At 68.8% G+C, this 23,197-nt stretch carries 17 protein-coding genes and 1 pseudogene; 12 read left to right on the top strand and 6 right to left on the bottom strand.

The window, feature by feature from the left end:
- Positions 1 to 179: 179 nt before the first annotated feature.
- On the bottom strand, positions 180 to 1,037 hold the full coding sequence (locus AC07XP_RS15880) for an aldo/keto reductase (protein WP_495265209.1): 858 nt from the start codon (positions 1,035 to 1,037) through the stop codon (positions 180 to 182).
- A 273-nt stretch (positions 1,038 to 1,310) separates the two neighbouring features.
- Between AC07XP_RS15880 and AC07XP_RS15875 the strand changes: the two genes are divergently transcribed.
- The 9 genes and pseudogenes from AC07XP_RS15875 (at position 1,311) to AC07XP_RS15835 (ending at position 11,602) form a co-directional block, all read left to right on the top strand.
- Entirely contained in the window at positions 1,311 to 2,402 is a 1,092-nt protein-coding gene (locus AC07XP_RS15875; protein WP_070061680.1) for a tartrate dehydrogenase, read from the top strand.
- 197 nt (positions 2,403 to 2,599) lie between these two features.
- The gene (locus AC07XP_RS15870) at positions 2,600 to 3,550 is read left to right on the top strand and encodes an ABC transporter permease (protein ID WP_495265208.1); all 951 of its coding nucleotides are present in this window, start codon (positions 2,600 to 2,602) and stop codon (positions 3,548 to 3,550) included.
- Entirely contained in the window at positions 3,547 to 4,431 is an 885-nt protein-coding gene (locus AC07XP_RS15865; protein WP_070061678.1) for an ABC transporter permease, read from the top strand. Before AC07XP_RS15870 ends, AC07XP_RS15865 begins: the two co-directional genes overlap by 4 nt.
- Positions 4,432 to 4,437: 6 nt before the next feature.
- Positions 4,438 to 5,430: an ABC transporter ATP-binding protein gene (locus AC07XP_RS15860; RefSeq protein WP_070061677.1), complete on the top strand. Its 993-nt coding sequence runs from the start codon at positions 4,438 to 4,440 to the stop codon at positions 5,428 to 5,430.
- Positions 5,431 to 5,438: 8 nt separating this feature from the next.
- On the top strand, positions 5,439 to 6,254 hold the full coding sequence (locus AC07XP_RS15855; RefSeq protein WP_495265207.1) for an ATP-binding cassette domain-containing protein: 816 nt from the start codon (positions 5,439 to 5,441) through the stop codon (positions 6,252 to 6,254).
- A gap of 52 nt (positions 6,255 to 6,306) precedes the next feature.
- Positions 6,307 to 7,800: an ABC transporter substrate-binding protein gene (locus AC07XP_RS15850; RefSeq protein WP_495265206.1), complete on the top strand. Its 1,494-nt coding sequence runs from the start codon at positions 6,307 to 6,309 to the stop codon at positions 7,798 to 7,800.
- 7 nt (positions 7,801 to 7,807) lie between these two features.
- Positions 7,808 to 9,221: pseudogene (locus tag AC07XP_RS15845) on the top strand (amidase).
- 31 nt (positions 9,222 to 9,252) lie between these two features.
- Entirely contained in the window at positions 9,253 to 10,701 is a 1,449-nt protein-coding gene (locus tag AC07XP_RS15840; protein WP_495265205.1) for an aldehyde dehydrogenase family protein, read from the top strand.
- Between the two features lie 4 nt (positions 10,702 to 10,705).
- Positions 10,706 to 11,602: an NAD(P)-dependent oxidoreductase gene (locus tag AC07XP_RS15835; RefSeq protein ID WP_495265204.1), complete on the top strand. Its 897-nt coding sequence runs from the start codon at positions 10,706 to 10,708 to the stop codon at positions 11,600 to 11,602.
- Positions 11,603 to 11,785: 183 nt separating this feature from the next.
- On the opposite strand, the gene pyrF is transcribed toward AC07XP_RS15835, so the two are convergent.
- From pyrF to AC07XP_RS15820, 3 genes are read right to left on the bottom strand one after another with little or no spacing between them, the layout of a single operon-like run.
- Positions 11,786 to 12,496, bottom strand: a complete 711-nt coding sequence (pyrF, locus tag AC07XP_RS15830) for an orotidine-5'-phosphate decarboxylase (RefSeq protein ID WP_495265203.1) — start codon at positions 12,494 to 12,496, stop codon at positions 11,786 to 11,788.
- A 41-nt stretch (positions 12,497 to 12,537) separates the two neighbouring features.
- The gene (locus AC07XP_RS15825; protein ID WP_139702726.1) at positions 12,538 to 12,864 is read right to left on the bottom strand and encodes an EthD family reductase; all 327 of its coding nucleotides are present in this window, start codon (positions 12,862 to 12,864) and stop codon (positions 12,538 to 12,540) included.
- 37 nt (positions 12,865 to 12,901) lie between these two features.
- Positions 12,902 to 13,444, bottom strand: coding sequence for a carboxymuconolactone decarboxylase family protein (locus AC07XP_RS15820; RefSeq protein ID WP_495265202.1), 543 nt, complete (start codon positions 13,442 to 13,444; stop codon positions 12,902 to 12,904).
- Between the two features lie 58 nt (positions 13,445 to 13,502).
- Between AC07XP_RS15820 and AC07XP_RS15815 the strand changes: the two genes are divergently transcribed.
- The 3 genes from AC07XP_RS15815 (at position 13,503) to AC07XP_RS15805 (ending at position 16,687) form a co-directional block, all read left to right on the top strand.
- Complete coding sequence (locus AC07XP_RS15815; RefSeq protein ID WP_070061672.1) at positions 13,503 to 13,826, top strand: winged helix-turn-helix transcriptional regulator; 324 nt, start codon at positions 13,503 to 13,505, stop codon at positions 13,824 to 13,826.
- Between the two features lie 140 nt (positions 13,827 to 13,966).
- Positions 13,967 to 14,413, top strand: a complete 447-nt coding sequence (locus AC07XP_RS15810; protein WP_487850056.1) for a hypothetical protein — start codon at positions 13,967 to 13,969, stop codon at positions 14,411 to 14,413.
- A 144-nt stretch (positions 14,414 to 14,557) separates the two neighbouring features.
- Positions 14,558 to 16,687 (top strand): tripartite tricarboxylate transporter substrate-binding protein, encoded by a 2,130-nt coding sequence (locus AC07XP_RS15805; RefSeq protein ID WP_495265201.1) that lies wholly within the window; start codon positions 14,558 to 14,560, stop codon positions 16,685 to 16,687.
- 27 nt (positions 16,688 to 16,714) lie between these two features.
- Here AC07XP_RS15805 and AC07XP_RS15800 read toward each other — a convergent pair whose 3' ends face one another.
- On the bottom strand, positions 16,715 to 17,110 hold the full coding sequence (locus AC07XP_RS15800) for a hypothetical protein (RefSeq protein ID WP_062479336.1): 396 nt from the start codon (positions 17,108 to 17,110) through the stop codon (positions 16,715 to 16,717).
- A gap of 458 nt (positions 17,111 to 17,568) precedes the next feature.
- Positions 17,569 to 23,196 carry an alkaline phosphatase D family protein gene (locus AC07XP_RS15795; protein WP_495265200.1) on the bottom strand — a complete coding sequence of 1,876 codons (5,628 nt, stop codon included), beginning with the start codon at positions 23,194 to 23,196 and terminating at the stop codon, positions 17,569 to 17,571.
- Between the last annotated feature and the right edge of the window lies 1 nt (position 23,197).

Below are 23,197 nucleotides of genomic sequence, written 5' to 3'. Positions count from 1 at the left end.
TGCAAGCGCGGGCAACGCCGCAGACGGCCCCTTTGCCGGCCAACCCGAAGGGAAGGTCTGCCAGGGCGGGCCACTCGGCGTTGCGCTCCTTGCGTGTGCGCATGCACACGCGGCGTCACGCGCCTTGATTGGCCCCCCCTGGCAGACCTTCGCGACGCCAGAAATAGCGTGAACAGGCCCTAAATCATCGCCAACGGCGTCTTGCGCTTCGGCACCGGATAGATCCGGTCCAGCGCCGCCAGGGTCGTCGCATCGAGCTGCAGCTCGGCGGCGGCCCTGTTTTCTTTCAGGTGCGCGCTGCGCACCGCCTTCGGAATCGCCGCCACGCCCGGGCGCGCGATGACCGCGGCCAGCGCCAGTTGCGCGGCGCTCACGCCGTGTTCCGCCGCCAGCGCGCCCAGTGCCTCGTCGCCCGCCAACGCGCCCTGGTCGATCGGGCTGTAGGCCATCAGCGGCATGCCGCGTTCGCACTGCCAGGGCAGCAGGTCGAACTCGGGGCCGCGCTCGCCGAGCGACAGGTACACCTGGTTGGCCGCGCAGGCCGGGCCGGCGCCGATGACCTGCGCCAGCTCCTGCATGTCGTCGGTGTCGAAGTTGCTCACGCCCCAGTGGGTGATGCGGCCGGCCGCGACCAGTTCGTGCATCGCCTCGACCGTGTGCGCCAGCGGGTGGTTGCCACGCCAGTGCAGCAGGTACAGGTCAATGCGCTCCAGCCCCAGCCGCGCCAGGCTGCGCTCGCAGGCCTGGCCCGTGCCACGGCGGCTGGCGTTGTGCGGGTAGACCTTGCTGACGACGAAGAGCTCGTCGCGCCGCACATCGCCCGCGCGCAGCGCCTCGGCCACGGCCTGGCCGACCACGGTCTCGGCACCGCCTTCGCCGTACATCTCGGCCGTGTCGATCAGGCGGTAGCCCAGGCCGATGGCCTCGCGCACCGCGGCCACCTCAGCCGCGCGGCGGGTGGCGTCCTCGCCCATGCGCCAGGTGCCGAGACCGAGAACCGGCATCTCGCCGCCGGTGGGGAGTGGAAGTGTTCGCATGGGCACGATGGTACGCAGGCCCTTTGGGCGGGTGCCCGGGTGCGGGTTTTCCGCCCCCGGCGCCTTCTAATTTTTCGAAGATCAAGTCAGTTCGATGACCATCAATTGCTTATCTTCCGCCGTGTTCTGGCGTTTTGGCCTTCGCTTTTTGTCAATGCCTGGTGGGTGCCAACCCCCATCGCGCGCGCCCCACCCGCTCCTAGAATTTTTTGACGGCCCGGTGTCACAAGCGTCGGCGCTCTTATCGAAACGGTTCAGGAACAGGTTGAGTCAATGCAGCAGAAGCAAAAGCACAGGATTGCCGTCATTCCCGGAGACGGCATCGGCGTCGAAGTCATGCCCGAGGGCCTTCGCGTGCTCGACGCGGTCAGTCGGCGCTTCGGCATCGATTTCGCGTACGACCATTTCGACTGGGGTTCCGACCACTACGTGCGCACCGGCCTGATGATGCCGGCCGACTGGGCCGACAAGATCCAGGGCCACGACGCCATCTATTTCGGCGCCGTGGGCGACCCTGCCAAGGTGCCCGACCACATCGCCGTGTGGGGCCTGCTCATCAAGATCCGCCGCGACTTCGACCAGTACGTCAACCTGCGCCCCGTGCGCCTGATGCCCGGCGTGCCCGGACCGCTGGCGCACCGCAAGCCCGGCGACATCGACTTCCTCGTGGTGCGCGAGAACACCGAAGGCGAATACACCTCGGTGGGCGGGCGCTTGTTCGAAGGCACGCCGCGCGAAATGGCGATCCAGGAAGCCGTGTTCACCCGCGTGGGTGTCGACCGCATCATCGACTACGCGTTCCAGCTCGCCAACCGCCGCAAGCGCAAGAACCTGGTGGCCGCCACCAAGTCGAACGGCATCTCGATCACCATGCCCTACTGGGACGAGCGCCTGGCCGAGATCGCCACGCGCTACCCCGACGTGGCCACGAGCAAGTACCACATCGACATCCTGTGCGCGCACTTCGTGCAGCACCCCGACTGGTTCGACGTGGTCGTGGCCTCCAACCTGTTCGGCGACATCCTCTCCGACCTGGGCCCGGCCTGCACCGGCACCATCGGCATCGCGCCCAGCGCCAACCTGAACCCCGAACGCAAGTTCCCCTCGCTGTTCGAACCCGTGCACGGCTCGGCCCCTGACATCGCAGGCAAGGGCATCGCCAACCCCATCGGCCAGATCTGGTCGGCCGCGCTCATGCTCGACCACCTGGGCGACAACGACCCCGTGTACGCACAGGCCTCGGCGGCCGTGCTCTCGGCGATCGAGACCGTGCTCAGCGAAGGCCCGCGCACGCGCGACATGGGTGGCACCGCCAACACGGTGGACGTGGGCCGCGCGATTGCCGAGTGCATCGCTTCGGCATGACACCTCCCGACCCTCTTTTTCGCAGGAAGCGAAACGCGCTGCGCACACCCGCAGCGTGCCCCCGTGCTCAGGGCACTGGGTGCTTCCCGCAGCGAAATCAAGGAGGAGGCCGCAGGCCGGGGGACATTCGCGGAGGGAAGTACCCGGTGGCCTGTGCACGCGCCCCGAACCGCAACGCCAACCGGAGCCACTGAACCATGGGACTCTTCCTGCTCAAGCGCACCCTGACTCTGTTGGGCACCCTGATCGGCGCCTCGGTCATCGTGTTCCTGGTGCTCGAAATTCTCCCCGGCAACGCCGCGCAGATGCTCATGGGCCCCGACGCCTCGCCCGACGCCGTCGCTGCCCTGGCCACCAAGCTCGGCCTCGATCAGCCCGCGTGGACCCGCTACTGGCACTGGATCGGCGGCATGCTCACCGGCAACCTCGGTGACAGCTATGCCTACAGCTCGCCCGTCATCGACCTGATCCTGGAGCGCCTGGCGCTCACCGTGCCGCTGGCCGTGATGGCCATGGCCCTGACCGTCGTCATCGCCCTGCTCGTGGGTGTGACGGCTGCCGCACGCCACAACAAGCTCGGCGACGTCGGCCTCATGGGCATGGCCCAGGTCGGTATCGCCATCCCCAATTTCTGGTTCGCGATCCTGCTGATCCTCGTGTTCTCGGTGCAGCTGCAGTGGTTCTCCGCGGGCGGCTTCGAGGGCTGGGGTGAAGGCATCTTCGCGGGATTGAAATCGCTGCTGCTGCCGGCCTTGTCGCTGGCTGTGGTGCAAGCGGCCATCCTCGCGCGCATCACGCGCTCGGCCGTGCTCGAGGTGATGCGTGAAGACTTCGTTCGCACCGCGCGCGCCAAGGGCGTGTCGCAGCGCATGGTGCTGTGGACCCACGTGCTGCGCAACGCGATGATCCCCGTGATCACCGTCATGGGCATGCAGTTCTCCGAACTGCTGGCCGGCACCATCGTGGTGGAGAACGTGTTCTACCTGCCGGGCCTGGGCCGGCTGATCTTCCAGGCCATCAGCAACCGCGACCTGATCGTGGTGCGCAACTGCGTGATGCTGCTCGCGGCCATGGTGGTCATCGTGAACTTCGTGGTCGATGTGCTGTACGCCGTGATCGACCCGCGCATCAAGGCGAGCGACATATGAGCGCCATCCTCTCCCCTTCCGTGCCCGCTTCCGGCGCGCCCCTCGCGCCCGGCTTCTGGCGCCGTGCGGTCAAGCACCGCAGCTTCGTCATCGGCGGCGTGTTCGCGCTGCTGCTTTTGCTGGCGGCTCTGATCTCCTTCGTCTGGACGCCCTGGTCGCCCTACGCGATGGACATGGCGAACAAGATGCAGGGGCCTTCGGCCACGCACTGGCTCGGCACCGATGCCTTCGGGCGCGACGTGGCCTCGCTGCTGCTGGTGGGCGCGCGCGCCTCCATCCTCGTCGGTGTGATCGCCGTGGGCATCGGCCTCGTGGTCGGCACAGCGCTGGGCTTGCTCGCTGCTGCGAGACGCGGCTGGGTCGAAGAGGCGGTGATGCGCCTGTCGGACTTCACGCTCGCCTTCCCCGCCATCCTCTCGGCCATCATGATGACGGCCGTGTTCGGCGCCGGCATCGTCAACGCGATCATCGCCATCGGTATATACAACATCCCGACCTTCGCACGCATCACGCGCGCCTCGGCCAACGCCATCTGGTCGCGCGAATACGTAGCCGCGGCACGCGCCTGCGGCAAGGGAAGCTTCGCGATCACGATGCAGCACGTGCTGCCGAACATCTCGGCCGTGCTCATCGTGCAGATCACCATCCGCTTCGCCATCGCGATCCTGGCCGAAGCTGCGCTCTCCTACCTCGGCCTCGGCACGCAGCCGCCCCAGCCTTCATGGGGCCGCATGCTCAGCGAAGCCCAGACCCTCATGTTCCAGCAGCCGCTGCTGGCCGTCTTCCCGGGCATGGCCATCGCCTTCGCGGTGCTCGGCCTCAACCTGCTGGGCGACGGTCTGCGCGACCTGCTCGATCCGCGCCTGGCCCGCGCAAGGTAGACCGCCATGCCCCTTCTCGAAGTCAACGACCTCCACATCGGCCTGCAGACCCAGCGCGGCCCGGCTGAAGCCGTGCGCGGCATTTCCTTCTCGCTGGAGCGCGGCGAAACGCTGGGCATCGTGGGCGAGTCGGGCTGCGGCAAGTCGATCACCGTCATGTCGCTCATGGGCCTGCTGCCCTCCACCGCCAAGGTCACGGGCAGCATCAAGCTCGACGGCCAGGAACTCGTCGGCCTGCCCGAAAAGCAGATGTGCCAGCTGCGCGGCAACCGCATCGGCATGATCTTCCAGGAGCCGATGACGGCGCTGAACCCGGTGCACACCATCGCGCGCCAGGTCGGCGAGCCGCTGATGCTGCACCGCGGCCTCACCAAGGCGCAGGCGCGCAAGGAAGCGCTCGACCTGCTCGACCGCGTCGGCATTCCCGACGCCGCCTCGCGCCTCGACGCCTACCCGCACCAGTTCTCCGGCGGGCAGCGCCAGCGCATCGGCATCGCGATGGCGCTGGCCTGCGGCCCCGACCTGCTGATCGCCGACGAGCCCACCACCGCGCTCGACGTGACGATCCAGAAGCAGGTGCTCGACCTGATCCAGGGCCTGGTCGCCGAAATGGGCATGGCGCTCATCCTCATCTCGCACGACCTCGGCGTGATTGCCAGCAGCGTGCAGCGCATGCTCGTGATGTACGGCGGCAGCGCGGTGGAAAGCGGCCCGACCGAAACGGTCTTTGCCGACCGCGCCCACCCTTACACGCGCGGCCTGTTCGCCGCGCGCCCCGCGCTCGGCGCCGTGCGCGCGGGCCGGCTGCCCACCATCCGCGGCAGCGTGCCCGAGCTGGTCGACATTCCGCGCGGCTGCGGCTTCGCGGGCCGCTGCGACTTCACGACCGACGCCTGCCACACCACGAAACCGCCGGTGGCCCGCCAACCCAACGGCCATGCGGTGAGCTGCCTGCACCTCGACGCCGTCGCCGCGCACGCCACGCTGGCCGCCGCATGAGCACCCCGATGACTTCGACGTCTTCCTCTTCGACCCCGCTGCTGCAGGTGACCGACCTCGTGCGGCACTACGCCCTGCCGCGCGAAAAGCTCTTCGGCCCGCCGCCGACCGTAAAAGCGCTCAACGGCGTGAGCTTCGAGGTGCAGGCCGGCAAGAGCGTGGGCATCGTCGGCGAATCGGGTTCGGGCAAGTCGACCATCGCGCGCCTCGTGATGGCGCTGGACACGCCGACCTCGGGCAGCGTCGCGCTCGAAGGCCGCAACCTGCACGCGCTCTCGAAGGCCGAGCTGCGCACCGCGCGGCGCGACTTCCAGATGGTCTTTCAAGACCCGTACGGCTCGCTCGACCCGCGCCAGACCGTCGCGCGCATCGTCGCCGAGCCGCTCGAAGCGCTGGCTGAAACGCGCCGCGCCGAGCAGCGCGAACGCGCCGCCGAAGCCCTCGCCGCCGTCGGCCTGCGAACCACCGACCTCGACAAGTACCCGCACGAGTTCTCCGGCGGCCAACGCCAGCGCATCGCGATCGCACGCGCGCTCATCACGCGCCCCAAGCTCATCGTCGCCGACGAACCCGTGAGCGCACTCGACGTCTCGGTGCAGGCCCAGGTGCTCAACCTCATGCAGGACCTGCAGCAGCAGTTCGGCATCAGCTACCTGCTCATCAGCCACGACCTCGCCGTGGTCAACCACCTGTGCGACGAGGTGTGCGTGGTGTTCAAGGGCCAGATCGTGGAACGCGGCCAGCCCGCCGAACTTTTTGCCCACGCGCAACACCCATATACACGCACCTTGCTGTCGGCCGTGCTGCACTCGCCATCGCGGTAGGCCCGAACGGGTCGAACCGGCAGCCCCTTTTTTCTTCCAGGAGAACCCCCGAATGTTGAAGCGACGCACCCTCATGGGCACCGCCATCGCCGCCGCGATCCCCGGCGCCTTCCCGCTGTTCGCGCAGGCCCAGACCGGCAAGAACATGCTGACCATCGGCATGCCGCTGGAACCGCCGGGCCTGGACCCGACCACCGCCGCCGCCTCGGCCATTGCCGAGATCGCGCACTACAACATCTTCGAGACGCTGACCAAGATCAACGCCGACGGCAGCGTCACACCGCTCCTGGCCGAGAGCTGGACCGTGTCGCCCGACCTCAAGACCCACACCTTCAAGCTGCGCAAGGGCGTGAAGTTCGAGAACGGCGAGGCCTTCGACGCCGCCGCCGTCAAGTTCAGCTTCGAGCGCGCGGCCGGCGAGAAGAGCACCAACAAGGACAAGCGCTTCTTCAGCGAGATCAGCCTGAAGACGCCCGACGCCGACACGGTGGTCATCACCACCGTGCAGCCCAACCCCGACCTGCTCTTCATGCTGGGCCAGGCCACCGCCTGCATCGTCGAGCCCAAGAGCGCCGACACCAACGCCACCAAGCCCGTGGGCACCGGCCCCTACAAGCTCGACAGCTGGCAGCGCGGCTCGGCCTGTTCGCTCGTGAAGTCACCGACGTACCGCAACCCGGCGCTGGCCAAGGTCAACAAGTTCGTCTTCAAGTTCATGTCCGACTCGGCCGCGCAGACCGCGGCGCTGATGGCCGGCGACATCGACATCTTCCCGCGCGCCGGCACGCGCAGCGTGGGCCAGTTCCGCGCCAACCCGCGCTTCCGCGTGCTCGAAGTGGGCACGCGCAGCAAGGTGATCCTGGCGATCAACAACAAGCGCAAGCCGCTGGACGACGTGCGCGTGCGCCGCGCCATCCTGGCCGCGGTGGACCGCAACGTGGTGATCCAGGGCGCGGCCGACGGCTTCGGCAAGGCCATCGGCAGCCACTACCCGATCGGTGCGCCGGGCTATGTCGACACCACCGGCATCAACCCCTTCGACATCGCCAAGGCGAAGAAGCTGCTGGCCGATGCGGGCGTGAAGACGCCGCTGGAACTGCGCATGACGCTGCCGCCGCCTTCGTACGCACGCCAGGGCGGCGAGGTGATCGCGGCCCAGCTCGCGGCCATCGGCATCAACGTGAAGATCCAGAACGTCGAATGGGCCCAGTGGCTCAGCGGCACCTTCGGCGGCGGGCACGACTTCGACCTGAGCATCGTCGCGCACGTGGAGCCCTTCGACCTCGTGAAGTACACCGAGCCCGACTACTACTGGGGCTACGACTCGAAGAAGTTCCGCGACCTGTACGCCTCGGTGCAGAGCGAGCCCGACGAGAAGAAGCGCAACGCGCTGCTCGGCGAGGCGCAGAAGATGCTCGCCAACGATGCCGTCAACGGCTTCCTGTTCCAGGCCGTGTTCCCCACGGTCGCGCGCAAGGAAGTGAAGGGCCTGTGGCCGAACATGCCGATCGTCGCGAACGACCTGGCTGCCATCTCGTGGGGTTGATGCGGCGATGACGAAGCCTCTTTACGCCCTGGGCGTGCGGGAACTGCACGCCGCCTATGCCGCCAAGGAACTCTCGCCGGTCGAGGTGACGCGCGCGGTCAACGAACGCATCGCGGCCTGCGAGCCGCAGCTGCGAGCCGCAGCTGCGCGCCACCTGGCTGTTCCGCCCCGAAGCCGCGCTCGAACAGGCGCGCGCTTCCGAGGCGCGCTGGCTCGCCGGCACGCCGCGCGGCACGCTCGACGGCGTGCCTGTGACCATCAAGGAAAACCTCGCGACCGAGGGCGACCCGATGCCGCTGGGCACCGCCGCCTACGAGCTCGTGCCGATGACCTACGACTCGCCCCCCGCCGCGCGCCTGAAGGCCGACGGCACGGTGATGGTGGCCAAGACCACGATGCCCGACCTGGGCATGCTGTCGTCGGGCCTGTCGAGCTTTCACGACCTCTCGCGCAACCCGTGGGACACCTCGCGCACGCCGGGCGGTTCCAGCGCGGGCGCCGGCGCGGCGGCCGCCGCAGGCTACGGCCCGCTGCACGTGGGCACCGACATCGGCGGCTCGCTGCGCCTGCCGGCCAGCTGGTGCGGCATCTTCACGCTCAAGCCCAGCTTCGGCCGCATTCCGCTGAGCTCGCCCTACATGGGCCGCTGCGCCGGCCCGATGACGCGCACCGTGGCCGACGCGGCGCTGATGATGGCCTCGGTCGCGCAACCCGACGACCGCGACTATTCCGAGTTGCCTGCACCGGGCATCGACTGGAACGCCTTCGAGGTCGATCCGTCGTTCCTCAAGGGCAAGCGCGTCGCGCTGCACATGGACGCCGGCTGCGGCCTGCCGCTCGATCCGCAGATCGCGCAGGCCGTGCGCGATGCCGCCAAACGCATCGAGGCCGCTGGCGCTCACGTCGAGGAAATCCCGGCCTTCATGACGCCGCAGATGCTGCAGGGCATGGACCACTTCTGGCGCATGCGCTCGTGCCTCGACATGCAGGCGATGAGCGCAGAACAGCGCGCGAAGATCCTGCCGTACATCCGCGAATGGGCCGAGAGCGCGGCCGATTTCTCGGGCGCGCACGTCTTCGACGGCTACAGCCAGTTCGTCGCCACGCGCGCGGCCACGGTGGCCGCCACCAAGGCCTACGACTTCGTGATCTCGCCGGTGTCGCCCAACATGCCCGCGCCCGCGGACCATGCCTCGCCCACCAACGACCCGATGCGGCCGCTGGAACACATCGGCTTCACGGTGCCCTACAACATGTCGGAGCAGCCTGCTGCGTCGGTCAACTGCGGCTACTCGGCCGAAGGCCTGCCCATCGGCCTGCAGGTGGCCGGCCGCCGCTTCGACGACCTGGGCGTGCTGCAGTTCAGCCGCGCCTTCGAACAGATTCGCGACGCCCAGAAGCCCTGGCCGGAACCGATCTGACCTGATCCGCCACACGGAGACACACCTTCCCATGAACGCCACCCACTACATCGACGGCCGCCGCGTGGCGTCCGAAGGCAACGCCACCATCGACGTGATCGACCCGAGCGACGGCCAGAAATTCGGCGCCATCGCACGCGGCACCGCCGCCGACATCGACGCCGCCGTGCGCGCCGCGCGCCAGGCCATGGGCGAGCACTTCGACGGCCCCTGGGGCGCCACCACCGCGCTCGAGCGCGGCCGGCTGCTCGCCAAGCTCGGCGCCGCCGTGATGCAGCACCACGAAGAGCTGGCCCAGCTCGAGGCGCGCGACACCGGCAAGGCACTGCGCGTGGCACGCAACGACGCGACCGCGCTGGCGCGCTACTTCGAGTACTACGCCGGCGCCTGCGACAAGCTGCACGGCGACACCCTGCCCTACGAGCGCGGCTACACCGTGCTCACCGTGCGCATTCCGCACGGCGTGACGGGCCACATCATTCCCTGGAACTACCCGATGCAGATCGCGGGCCGCAGCGTGGGCGCCTCGCTCGCCGCGGGCAACGCCTGCGTGGTCAAGCCGGCGGAAGACGCGAGCCTGTCGCTGCTGCGCCTGGCCGAGATCGCGACCGAGGTCGGCTTTCCGGCCGGTGCGCTCAACGTGGTCACGGGCTACGGCAAGGAAGCCGGCGCCGCGCTGTGCGCGCACCGGGGCATCGACCACATCTCGTTCACCGGCTCGACCATGACCGGCCGCAGCGTGGGCCTGGCCGCGGCCGAGCGCCACTGCCCAGTGACGCTGGAGCTGGGCGGCAAGTCGCCGCAGATCGTGTTCGCCGACGCCGACCTCGACGCGGCCGAGCCCGTGCTGCTCAACGCCATCATCCAGAACGCCGGCCAGACCTGCTCGGCGGGCAGCCGCGTGCTGGTCGAGCAGTCGATCTATGAAGAGGTCGTGCAGCGCCTCGCGAAGCGCTTCACGGCCGTGCGCGCGGGCACGCCCGCCGAAGACCTGGACATGGGCCCGCTGATCAACGAGAAGCAGTTCCGCCAGGTGCGCGACATGGTCGCGACCGCCGAGGCCAGCGGCATGAAGGTGGCGGCGCGCGGCACCGTGTCGCCGCAGGCGCCGTCCACCGGCTACTACCAGGAGGCCGTGCTGTTCCGCGACGTGCCGCATGACAGCGACCTGGCCCAGCGCGAGGTCTTCGGCCCGGTGCTGGCCGTGATGCCGTTTGCCGACGAGGCCGAGGCGGTGCGCCTGGCCAACGGCACCGACTTCGGCCTGGTGGCCGGCGTGTGGACGCGCGATGGCGGGCGCCAGCTGCGCATGGCGCACAAGCTGCATTGCGGCCAGGTGTTCGTGAACAATTACGGGGCGGCGGGTGGTGTAGAACTGCCTTTCGGCGGCGTGAAATCGAGCGGCTTCGGCCGCGAGAAGGGCTTCGAGGCCCTGCTCGGCTTCACGACCCTCAAGACCATCGCCATCAAGCACGGATGAATTCATGACCACCACTGAACAGCAACCACAAACCTCGCGCAAAGTCGGCCTCGTCGGCGTCGGCCTCATGGGCCACGGCATCGCCAGCAACATCGTCAAGCACGGCCACCAGCTCACCGTGCTGGAGCATGCGGGCAACCAGCCGATCGACGACCTGCTGAAGGCCGGCGCCACGTCGGCCAAAGACGTGGCCACGCTGGCCGCGCAGGTCGATGTACTGATCCTGTGCGTGACCGGCACGCCGCAGGTCGAGGCCGTGATGCTCGGCGACAACGGTGCGCTGAGCACGCTGCGCCCCGGCACCGTGGTGATCGACTGCTCCACCGCCGTGCCCGCCTCCACCGCCAAGGTCGCGCAGGCCGTGCTCGCCAAGGGCGGCCGCTTCCTCGACACGCCCATGACCCGCACCGCCAAGGAAGCCGCCGAAGGCCGCCTGAACCTGCTGGTGGGCGGCGACGCCGAAGTGCTGGCCTCGTGCCTGCCGCTGCTGCGCTGCTTTGCCGAGAACGTCACGCACGTCGGCGATGTGGGCGCGGGCCATGCGATGAAGCTGCTGCACAACTTCGTGTCGCTGGGCACCGTGGCACTGCTGTGCGAGGCCGCGGCCTGCGCGCAGCGCGCCGGCGTGAAGCCCGAGGTGTTCGTGGACGTGCTCGCCAAGGGCGGCGGCAACGGCGTGGCGCTGGAACGCCTCAAGCCCAAGCTGCTGACGGGCAGCACCGATTCGCTGAAGTTCTCGATGGCGAATGCGAAGAAGGACCTGGGGTATTACAACGACATGGCGGAGCAGTCTTCTTCGAGCCATGGCATTGCGCAGGCTGTGGATGCCTTGCTGGCGCACGGGGTCGAGGTCTTCGGGCCGGATCGCATGGTCCTGGATCTGGTCGAAGCGCTGCGCTGAAACTCTTCGGGGCGCGTGCGCAGGCCACCGGGTACTTCGCTGCGCGAATGTCCCCCCGGCCTGCGGCCTCCTCCTTGATTTCGCTGCGGGAAGCACCCGGTGTCCTGCGCACGATGAGCGTGGCTGTGGTGCTGGCCGTTCAGGCGCTGCGGCGAAGTGCCAGCCCCAACCCGCCTGACCGCTTCAGTGTTGTTGGATGGCGGTAGCCAGTTCTGCGCGCACGGCGGCGAACACGGCTGCAGGATCAGGGGCACGCGATATCGGGCGGCCGATGACCACGTGCGTCGCGCCAGCCCCGATGGCCTGCGAGGGCGTCGCAGCCCGCGCGTGGTCATTCTTTTCATCGCCTGGGAGCTGCGCGCCTGGCGTCACGATCAGGGCATCGGGCGGCAGGATCTCGCGAAGCAGCCTCACCTCCAATGGCGACGCAACAACGCCATGGCAACCGGCCGCGGCGGCCAGACGGCCCAGTCGTGCGACTTGCTCTGGAACCGTCGAGGCGACGCCCACCTCTTCCAAGTCCTGGTCACTCATGCTGGTGATGACCGTGAGCGCAAGCACCTTCAGTTGAGGGAACGGGCTCGCGGCCTGGACGGCCGAGCGAAGCACGGCGGAACCGCCTGAGGCGTGCACCGTCACCATCGACGCACCCAGATGTCCGGCTGCGGTGACCGCGCCCGCCACCGAACTGGGAATTTCCAGCAGCTTGAGGTCGAGGAAGACACGCTTCCCGGCATCAACGAGCTCGCGGACGACCGAAGGTCCCGCCGCGGTCAGCAGCTGCAGGCCGACCTTGTAGTGCGTGGTCGCTGCGCCCAGTTGCTTCACGAGGTCCGCCGCCAATGCGGCGGCAGGGAAGTCGAGCGAAACGATGATGCGGCTGTCCGTATTCATTGGCTTGTCCTCCATGCCGACGCCCCGCGCTCGGAGGGAACTCAGGCCTCCGAACGCTCCACGACCACCTCGCTGATCTGCACCACGGGTTGAATGTCCGTGTAATTGCCGATGTCGCCCCGGATCTCCTCCTGGTGCTGGGCAGAGGCCGCCCGGTAAGCGTCGACAGAGGTGCAGACGAAGTCGCACTTGGCGATGTACGCAGGGTCAGTGCCCACACCACGCCCCGAGATGCCCTTGTCCACCATGTAGTACAGGCACGCAGCGCCGAGCAGTCGTTTCATCATGGGCATGTGCCGCTCGCGGTAGTACGCGTGATCGAACCGCGCGCCTGCGGCGTAGGGGTACATGACACTGACCTTGATCATCGAGATTTCTCCTGGGGTTGCACGCTGGTTGATCGCCTCAAGCGGGGAATCGCGCGCCCGACGCTTCCAGAGGCAGGCGCAGCCCGTTCGTGAGGTAGCTGACGGTGCGATAGAAGCCGGCCAGCATCAGCAGTTCGATGATGGCTTCTTCGCTGAAGTACGTTCGCAACGCGTCCCACAGGCCATCGTCGATGTCGGCGTGCGCGTGCAAGGAGTCGCACAGGCGCAGAAGCACCTGGTCCTCGGCCGACCAGCAGGCGTCGTTCGCCGAAGCCGTGACACTCGCCTGAACCTGCTCTGGCGTCAGGCCGGCGAGCCTCGAGAAGACCGTGACGTGGACGCCCCATTCGTATTCGGATTTGCACAATGCCGTGGTGCGATGAATCACGATCTCGCGCTGTCGGATGCTCAAGTGGCCTTTGTCCAGCAACCCGCCGGCAAAGAATTTCTGAAACAGACGAGGGTCGCGTGCCAAGGTCGTGAACAGCCGCAAGGGGGGCTGTCCCTTCATCACCCTGTCGAGTGACCCGGAAATGTCTTCACCAAATGGCGGCGTTGCTGGCTCGATGCGTGCGGGCATGCAGACTCCTGATTCAAGGGCCACGCCATCGTAGGTCCGTTGCTGTATAAAGTAAAGCATGACGACACCTCGCATCGGCCACCCAGTTCGCGGTTCCACCACCGGCCGTCCCCTCATGGTCGCGCTGGACCTGCTGGGCCGGCGCACGGCGCTGCGCGTGCTCTGGGAACTTCGGGAGGGCTCGCTGACCTTCAGGGCCCTGCAGGACGCGTGCGAGACGAACACCCGATTGCTCAACACGCGGCTCACCGAACTGAGGGAAGTCGACCTCGTCGAACATGCCGAGGGTGGCTATCGACTGACGGACGAAGGACGGCGGCTTTCGAAGGCGCTGAAGCCGTTGTCAGCCTGGGCGGACCAGTGGGGGCGCGGAAAGCGATGAGAAGCGGAGCATTCGCGGCGAATGGCTCCGCCTATGATCAGAAACGTTTTTGTGGAGGAGCCCGTGACCGGCATGTTCGCGCTGCCCAGCCTGTCTCGCAGATCGTGCGGGACACATCGCGTCAGTGCCTTGGAAAACCTATGAGAAAAATCTTTCCTCTTTGCACCCTCGTGTTGCTTTCCGCCCTCTCGGGTCAGGCCCTCGCAGGTGCCAATACGGCGCGACTGAACTGCACCGGAAGTCACGCGGGGCAGGCACTCACCTTGGTGGGCGATGTTCCCGCCTCCATCGTGGAGGTCGATCTGAAGCTCTCCTATGGCGGGCAAACCATGCGCCTGGTTTCACCTCAGGCGGAAACCTCCGAGTCCACCGATTTCCGCCATGGCGTCTTCAGGTTGGAAGCTGCGCTGTCCGGTTCGAACAAGCTCCAGCTTCAAGCCAAGCCCAAGAGCATCAAGTACAAAGGCAGCATGGGTGCCGGCAAACTCAACGCCAGCTTTGGCGCCATCCTCAAGAATGCGCCTGAGCCCTTTCAATCCGCGCTGAAAGGGGCCGAGCTCACTTGCATCTATGCATACGAAGTTTGAGCGAGGGCCCACAAATCGTTCAAGCAGGCAAACAGCCGCCGCGCGTTCAACCGCGAGCGCCTCGGCGAACCGCGATGCCTGCGATGGAATGGCATCCATCTGCGGCCACGACCCGAGGCTGAACCCTTGTTTCTTGGTCGTCCGATGAAGCGGCTGCGTCTCTTTGCCGCCCTGCTGTGGCTCGGCATCGCTCTCGGTCCGGCCCACGCAGCGCCGCCGACCTACCAGGCGCTGTACGCCAACCCGGAACGCGCGTTGCCGATGCAGCCGACCTGGCAACTGCAGCCGGTGGATGCACAGGCGCCACCGTGGGAAGACATCTTCACCTTCACCATCGGCATCGCCCCCAACCTGATCGAACGGGCGCGTTGGCTGAGCCTGAATCCGGGCAAGCACAGCGAGCGCGCCCCCGCGTTGTTCGACGCCCTCGACGGGCGCGTGCTTTTCCTTTCGCCGACGGCGCGCAGCTTCTGCGATGGACGCTGGCAGGTCGTGCGGCAGGAATACATCTCCGTCAATCCCGCACTGCAGCCGCTGCACCGGGTGTGGCTGGTGGAGCGAAAGCCCGGCGGCGGACTGCGGACCACCACGGCCAACGGGCGCATCGATGCGCAAGGCCAGTGGGCCGTTCCGCCCGTGAGTTGCGATGGCAAGGACACGATCTCCACCGACTCCCCTGCGGCCCTCTCCTACCTGATGCCCGATGGATCCAGGCCCGTGCCCTCCGAGCTGCAGGTGGACACGGTGTTCGCACAGCCTGGCCTGCGCGATGCACGGGGACAGTGGCGCCCCCCCGCCCCGCCGCGGGACATCACCACTGCACGGTGGATGGACTACAAGCGGCAGATGGTGACGCCTGGCTCCACCGGCTCGGGCCTGATCGACGCGCGCGGACGCATGGTGATTCCGTTCATCTTCGGCGAGCGGCCCGACGCCACAGCCCAGCGGCGCATCCAGCTGTGCACCGCCACCGGGCTGGATCTGCAGCGCAACGCCGGCACGCCGCAGGTGTGTCGCTGGCAACGACTGCATGGCAGCAGCAATGCCGGCGCCGCGCTGCGGCCGGTCAAGGACGCGGCCACCGGCCGATGGGGCTACCAGAACGCGCGGGGCCAATGGGCGATCGCGCCGCAGTTCGAATCGGCGCGCCGGTTCCGTCATGGCTACGCCGTCGTCTCGGGCGCGTTCCCAGAGGACTGGCGGCCGCCCGGGTGGCAGGACGAACGGCCGATCATCCGGCAGTTCCACCGCGTGGGCCGTCATTGGGTGGTCGACGCCCTGGTGCGCAACGCGTCCACGGGCGGTGCGTGGGAATTACGCTATGGCCTGATGAACGATGCAGGGCAATGGCTTGCCGCCGTGCCGCAGCCCCCGCTTCACGTCACCGTGCTGGTTCCGCCCGGTGGCCGCAGCGGCCACTATGCCGAGATGCTGGCCAGCCACTTGCCCACCCTGCTGGGACGCAGCGTGCAGGTCGATCACGTGCCGACAGCCACCGAGGCCGACTATCGCCGGCTGATGACGGAGGGCGGCAACGAGAAGGTCCTGCTCGCGGCACTGCGGCTGCCGCGCGGAGGCATCGAGGGCGTGCACCAGGCCGCGCCGATCGATGCGCTGATGCATTCCCTTCGCCCCGTCACGCTGCTGGCATCGGAGCCTCTGGTGCTGGCCATCGACAGCACGAAGGCCGACACGCTGGGCATTCACAGCACGGACGACCTGCTGGCCTACGCACGGGCCCACCCGGGCAACCTGCGCATCGGCACGGGCGACGACGGCTGGACGGGCCACCTCGCCTTCGGCCAGTTCCGCGCAGCGAGCGGCGTCGACGTGCAGCGCGTGGTCTTCAAGGGCATGTACCCCGACTCGGACGTCATTACCAAGGAGCACGCGGTGGACCTGCTGTTCGCGCCCGTGAACGGCGTGGCGGTCGCCGTGCGGCGCGGCCAGTTGCGTGTGCTGGGCACCACCGCCGACCCGGCGCACCCGCAAAGCTTCGAAGGTATGCCGTGGCCGACGCTGGCGTCGAGCGCGCCCTTGAGCGGCTACACGACCTACGACCACTTCAGCCTCTGGGCACCCGCGAATTCGGAGGCCGCGTCCAATCGCACCCTGCAGGAAGCCGTGGCCCAGGTGCTTGCCACGCCCGAGGTGCGCAAGCAGCTGCAAGACCTTCGCGTGGTCGGCGGCGGCGGCTCGCCCGAGAGCCTGCTGGCGCTGGAAGACGAAGAGCGCGAGCGCTGGATGCGTGCGCTTTCATCACCGGCGCGTTGAGGGCGTTGAGGGCACTGTCCCGCACCATCACTCGAACCGTATCTCGGCCACGGTCGGCGCGTTCGGCTCCCTGGTCCTGGCATTCGCAATGGCGCCGTCTTTTTCGTTCCTGAACCAGTAGCGGCACCCGGTTCGGGAAATCATCGTCACGCACATCGAGCCGTCGGCGTTGAGAACCCATTTGCCCGACGCCTTGCCCGGTCCGCTCTGGTTGACGAAGTCGACGCGGCCATCCGTATAGAACTGCCAGCGCGAGACCATGCCGGTCGACAGATTGCTCGAGACGATGGGTTTGCCGATCAAGGTGCTCTCGACCTCGGCTTTGCTCAGGAACACGCGGCCATGGATGGGTGCAGGCTCCTCGGAGATGGCCGGCACGACGGCGATGCACAGCAGCGCGCGGATGGCGTAACGGGTGAACATGACATGCCCCTCTGACGTCGCGCAGTCAGCATGCGTTCAGCCGAGCGCGTGCGTCCAAGCGCCTGGTTGGCCTGTCGGTAACGCCCGATGGCGTTACATGGCATTAACTAAAAAGCGCTACTTTTCTGCGCGCCAGATCCAGCCGGCGTACGCGAACGAGGCCTGCTTCTTCCTGCGCGCCACGGCCACGCCGGGAGGCGGTGGCCCGAGGTCGAGACGAGGAAGGCGGCGTTCTTTTTCTGCGACAACACGGCTTGTGCTCCGATGGCCCCTCGGCAAGGTGGCCGAAGGGCGTTGTGGGTGGCCTACGCAAACTCCGTGGCAACGGCGCCGGCGACGGCGGAAGAGCACTGTGAAGGCAACTGTGCAGTGGCTTGTATGGCACTGTGTCGTGCGTACGGTGCCTGTAAACGGCCTGTCGATTTCACGGGCCCGTTTCTTCTGCCTGCCGCCGTGAATCACAGGCGCTGCTTGCGTGCGAAGCGCGCCGGCCCCTGCACCGTCCAGCCACCACCGGCCGGATCGAGCTCGCGAAGGCATTGCGTGAGCCCGTCGTCCAGGTCGAGGGTGACGCCGATCCGCCAATGCCCGGTGGCGCCGCGTTCCACCTGCAGCACGGCGAAGCCGTTGCCGGTGCCCACGGCCGCCGTGACCATGGTGGCGCCGAAGGCACCCGGCACGGCGCCGAGTTCGACCTGGCCGTCGAGCCAGAACGCGTCGGGCCGCGCATTGACAAAGGTCCAGGGTGCATACAGGCCCGAGGACACGACCGAGATCACCTCCACCGGCCCACCCGCCGCCTGCAGCCAGAGGCTCGACACGCTCGACATGTGGCGGTCGCCCGACAGCACCACCACGTGGCGCGCGGTGGTGTCGCGCAGCAGTTCGAGCAGCGCGCGCTGCGAGGCCGGGTAGCCGCTCCAGTCGTCCATCCCCAGGCGTTGGGCCGGGTCGCCGAAGACGGCCGCGCGCGGCATCGGGAACAGCGCCACCGGCGACACGATGAACTTGGGCAGTTCGGCGGGCGCTGCCTCGAGCCACTTCTTCAGGTCGCCCATGCCGGCCTCGGCACGGATCGCCGCCTGGTCCAGCGGCGTGGCTTGCGCGTCCGTGCGCAGCGCCCGCCGCTGCCGCGTGCTGCGCGTGTCGAGCATGTAGAACGGAAAACCGGCCGGCGCCATGCGGTAGTCGAAGGGACGCGGGTCGCGCTGCGGGCCGATGCCCCGCACCAGCTTGTGCTGCTGCGCGACGTAGCCGTCGAGCGCGGCGCGCACGGCCGGCGTTCCACAGGGGTCGGGGCCCGGCTCCCAGTCGTCCATCACCTCGTGATCGTCGAGCAGCGGACAGGTCGGCAGCGAGGCCATCACCTGGCGCAGCGCCTCCAGCCTGAAGGTGAGCGCATAGGCCTGGCCGACGTCGTCGCCGCCGGCCGGAACGAAGAGCCCGGCGGTCTGGTCGACATACACCTGGTCGCCGGCCAGCACCAGCAGCTGCGGCTTGTGCGGCGGCGCGAGCACCTCGAGCCGCTGCGCGAGCCGCCGGTACGACGCCTGCGCGGGCACCCGGTCGACCAGGCCCGGCACGTACTGGCAACTGGCGAGCGCGAAGCACAGCGAGGCCTGCGCGGGCTCGCCCTCGCGCTGCACGGCGCCGGTCCATGCGGGGTCGAGACGCACCACGGCGCGCTCGCGCTGCGCGTCGGTGGCGGCGTCCAGTGTCTTCATCACCTGGTTGCGGATGGGCTCGATGGGCTCGTCCTGCGGCTGCGCGAACAGCCCGGCCGGCAGCCTCCGGCCCAGCACCTCGAGGGGGCCGCGCGCCATGGGCAGGTCGTCATGCGCCGTCAGCACCGCGAAGCCCTGATAGTCGGCGAGCCGGTCGTCGAACAGGTCGATCTCCACCGCCTCCTGCAGGAGCTTTTCGCGCGTGGTCTCCAGGCCCACCATCCATTCGAAGTCGAAGCACCAGCGCCCGTCGCGGCGCCACGCGGGCACGAAGACCACGGCGCGCGCCGACACATGCGCGGGCGGCGCGCGCAGCGCCAGCCGGCAATGCAGCCGGCCCGCGTTGTCCGCCGACCGGCTCGCAAGGCCGAGCCACGGGCCGGTCCACGGCAGGCTGGCCCGCCAGTCGGGCGGCACCGGATGGCCACGGCCGGGCTTGTTGTCGAAGGCCTCGAGGAAGCGCACGATGTGCGGGAACACGTCGATGCAGGCCTTCTCGCCGATCAGCGTGTCCTGGTGGCCGTAGTCGCCGAGCACCAGCAGCTGATGCGGGGTACCTTCGCCGAGGAACAGGTCGCTCCCGGAAGGCTTCGAAGCGTCCGATGGGTCCGGCAATTCCGGGGGCTCCCGCGGCAGGCCTTCGTCCTTGCCGAACACGCGCTTGAGCAGCCAGAAGCTCTCGTACGAGCCGCGCCAGTCGAACACTGCGTTGCGCTGCCCGTGCAGCATGAACACCGGAAAGCCGAAGCGCTGGCCGACCTGCTCGAAGCCGACCGCGTGGCCCTGCCCGCCGACATCGGTCAGCACCTCTTCGCGTGCGTAGTTGCCGACCTGGGCGAGGCCGCGCACCTTCACGAAGCCGTAGATCGAATCGAGCGCATCGAGGGTGTCCTTGCCGATGTTGTGCAGCCGCATGGTCTGGCCGAAGATGGCGTCGGCCCGATGCCGCACGGCCGCGAAGCCCGGCGCCTCGCGCAGGCGCTCGGCCTCGCCGTCGTCGTCGGGGTAGGGAAAGGTCGCCAGCAAGCCGTCGACGAGCAGGCGCTTCATGCGCGTGAGCGTGGGTCGCGTGTCGAACTCGTCGATGCCGATGAACTGCTGCAGGTAGCCCGCCACATAGCCCCGGAAGCGGTTGAAGGCCGTGGCGCGCAACAGCGGCCCCACCTGCGACAGCACCACCGCGCCGATGGACGCATGCAGCCCCGGCAGGCGCAGCATCGCCACGCTGAACATGGCGGCGCCAATGCAATGCGCCACCACGTCGACCTGGATGGGCGCCGCTTCGTCGGGCGTTGCATGCGCCGCCTGCACGGTGCGCAAGGCGTCGGGAATGTCGGTCTCGGCCACCTCATCGAACGACCAGTAGCGCCGCGGCCGGTTCGGAAAGCCGATGCTGGTGCGCAGGTCGAGCACCCAGACCTCGCGCCCGGCCGCGAGCAGGCTGTGCACCAGGTTGCCGGGGATGCTCCTGTGCGCGAAGGTGGAACCGCTCGCGCCATAGCCGTGGATCAGCATCACGGGCCGCGTCCCCGCGCGGCGCACCGGCGGGTGGTAGCGCGACAGCAGCCGCGGCGGCGCGCTGCCCGGGCCCGCTGCGGCGACGAGCTCGACCGGCTCGGGCCGCACGCCGTACACCTCGCCCGGCAGGCGCTCCCAGTCGTGCTGCGGCGAGTCGGGCGGCGGCACGAAGTGCAGCAGGTGAATGTGCAGCACGATGCGCAGCACCCACAGCGCCAGCTCGGCCAGGTCGGCCAGCTGGTTGGGCATGTCCTGCTGGTGCTCGACGCGCAGCAGGGGTTGCAGCGTCTCGACGAAGTAGGAAGGGTCCAGCACCAGACGGCCCAGAGGCTTCGGCGCATCGGGGCCGAGCAGTTGCAGTTCGCCTTCGCTCAGCTGCCGCCACGGGTTGCCGCCTTCGACGAACGCGATGCGCTTGGTGAGCCGCAGCCGATCGCCCTCCTTCAGCGGCGCGCCGTGCGCGATGCGCGCCACCGTCCAGTCGTAGTCGATGAGGCGCACCTGCCCCAGGTGCGAGCACAGCGCCAGCAGGTCGGCCATCGCGGGGCCCTCGAAGACGGCATCGTCCTCATCGATCGCGGCGCCGGCCGATGCGGCGCGCGCGTCCAGCAGGCTTTGCACCAGCGCCAGCAGCTTCTTGCGTGCCAACCCGTGGCTGCGCAGGATGCGTTCGATGCTGTCGCTCTTCTCGCGCACCAGCATCGATGCGGTGCCGGTGCAATGCGCGACGGGCGCGTCGTCGCCCTTGCCGAAGCGCAGGACTACCACCGGCTGGGACAGCACGCGCGGCGTCGCGCGCAGGCTCGGCACGTCGAACGGCTCGAATTCGACTTCGGCGCTCAGCGCGAAGGCCTGGCCGTCGATGTGCACGCGGCCCGTCATGCGCTCGCGCAGCGAGACGCGCGTGGGCGCGGGCGCGCGGGGACGGGTCAGGTCGCGGCGCAACGGGCGCTGCGACGGCGGCGGCTGTGGCGAACCGGCCAGCGCCAGGCCCCAGTCCTCGGCCAGCACGGGCACCGCGCGCTCGGCCAATGCAGCGATGGTGAGCGAGGGGTTGATGCCGAGCGACACCGGCACGATCGAGCCATCAAGCACCGCCAGGCCCGGCAGCAACGACGGCACAGCAGAAGCACCCGCAGCGCCGTCGTAGACGCGGCCCCAGCTGTCGACCACGCCGCGCTCGCACCGGTCGGCCATGCGGCAACCGCCCAGCGGGTGCACGGTCAGCACCGAGCCCACGTCCTCCAGCTGGCCGACCAGGTCGGCGAGGCTGCCGAACGGCGGTATCGGTTTCCACAGCGGGTTGGCCAGCACGCGCCCGCCGAGTCCGCCCACGCCATCGTGGGCCGCATGCAGTGCGCGCATCTGCGCCTCGAACACGGGCAGCGCGGCCACCTTCGGCCACGCCACGCGCACCTGCGCGTCGGCCAGCACGGCGCCCTCGCCGCCATGACCGACGAAGCCGATCTGGCCGGCAGCCCCGTCGTCGCCCATCATTCCGTAGACCGGCGTGCGGCGCAGCATGTCGTCGTCCACGGCCAGCGGATCGCGCCCTTCGTCCGGCGCGTGCAAGTCGAGGTCCATGTGCGCGAGCGCCTGCAGCGCGTCGGTGGTGGTCACCACCTCGGCCAGCAGGCGGCGCAGCGGCGAGGGAATGGCGAACTCCTCGATCACCAGCGGGCGCTCGCCCTGCGTCGCGCAGGTGCGCAGCAACCCGGTGATGGTCGGCCCGATGCTGCGCTGTGCCGGCGCCTCGCCTTCGGGCGCGCTGGACAGCGCTTCGTCGTTCTGCGCCGCCGCCACCGCGATCATGTCGCCGTTGGCCGAGAAGCCGCGGCCCACCGCCAGCGAGACGGGCAGGCCTGCGCCCCTGGAACGCAGCAGCAGCTCGGTGGAGCCCAGCGTGCCGGCGGCCACCACCACCCGCCGCGCGCGCACCACGTAGGGCCGGACGTTGTCGGTGCGTGCCTTGCGCCGGTCGGTGAAGAAGAACTCGACCGCATAGCCGCCCCCTCCCGGCAGGGCCGCGATGCGGTGCGCGGTGCCGCCGGTGAACAGGCGCGCGCCCCGTGCATGGGCCAGCGCCAGGTAGTTGGTGTCCAGCGATTTCTTGGCGCGGTGGTTGCAGCCGCTCACGCAGTCGCCGCAGCGCAGGCAGCGGTGCATCGCCACCTGGGCCGGCGTGCGCGTGCCGTCGGCGAAAGCGATCGCGACATGGGCCTTCCCGCTCGCCGCATGCAGCCGCGCGCCGGCCTTCAGCAGGGAGTCGAGCTTCGACACGCTCTCGGGGATCTGCTCCGGCGCCAGCATGGCCTCGGCCTTGCTGTAGCCCTGCGCGAGCGCGGCAAGGTCGAGGCCCCCGGGCCAGGCGCCGCCCTCGAAGGCATCGGGCGTGGCGCGCTCCATCACCGCCGCATTGATGAGCGACCCACCGCCCAGCCCGTTGCCGAGCAGCGCGTTCACCTCGCCGCCCAGGCGCAGATCGAACAGCCCCGAGGCGTTGCCGCGCGCAGGCTTGCCGTCCTGCATGCTGAAGCGCACATGCCCCGGCAGCTCGGCGAAGGTGGCCGGGAATTCGCCCGGCAGGTATTCGCTGCCGCGCTCCAGCACATAGACCTTGATCGGCACGGCGCCCGGTGCGATGCCGGGCGCCGCGTCCAGCGACAGCGCGCCCGCCAGCCGTGCCGCCGCCACCGCGCCGCCGTAGCCGCTGCCGATGACCAGCACATCGCAGTGCAGCGCGTCGGGCGGCGCCGCGGCGATCTCGCGCACCAGCACCTCGGCGCCCTGCGAGAGCAGGCGGTCGCCGGGATCATCCTCATCGTCGCGGCCACCGTCGTTCATG

Source organism: Variovorax sp. GW531-E2, assembly GCF_059423125.1.
The sequence above is the reverse complement of the archived record's forward strand: the minus strand, read 5'-3'. Positions and strand labels throughout refer to the sequence as shown.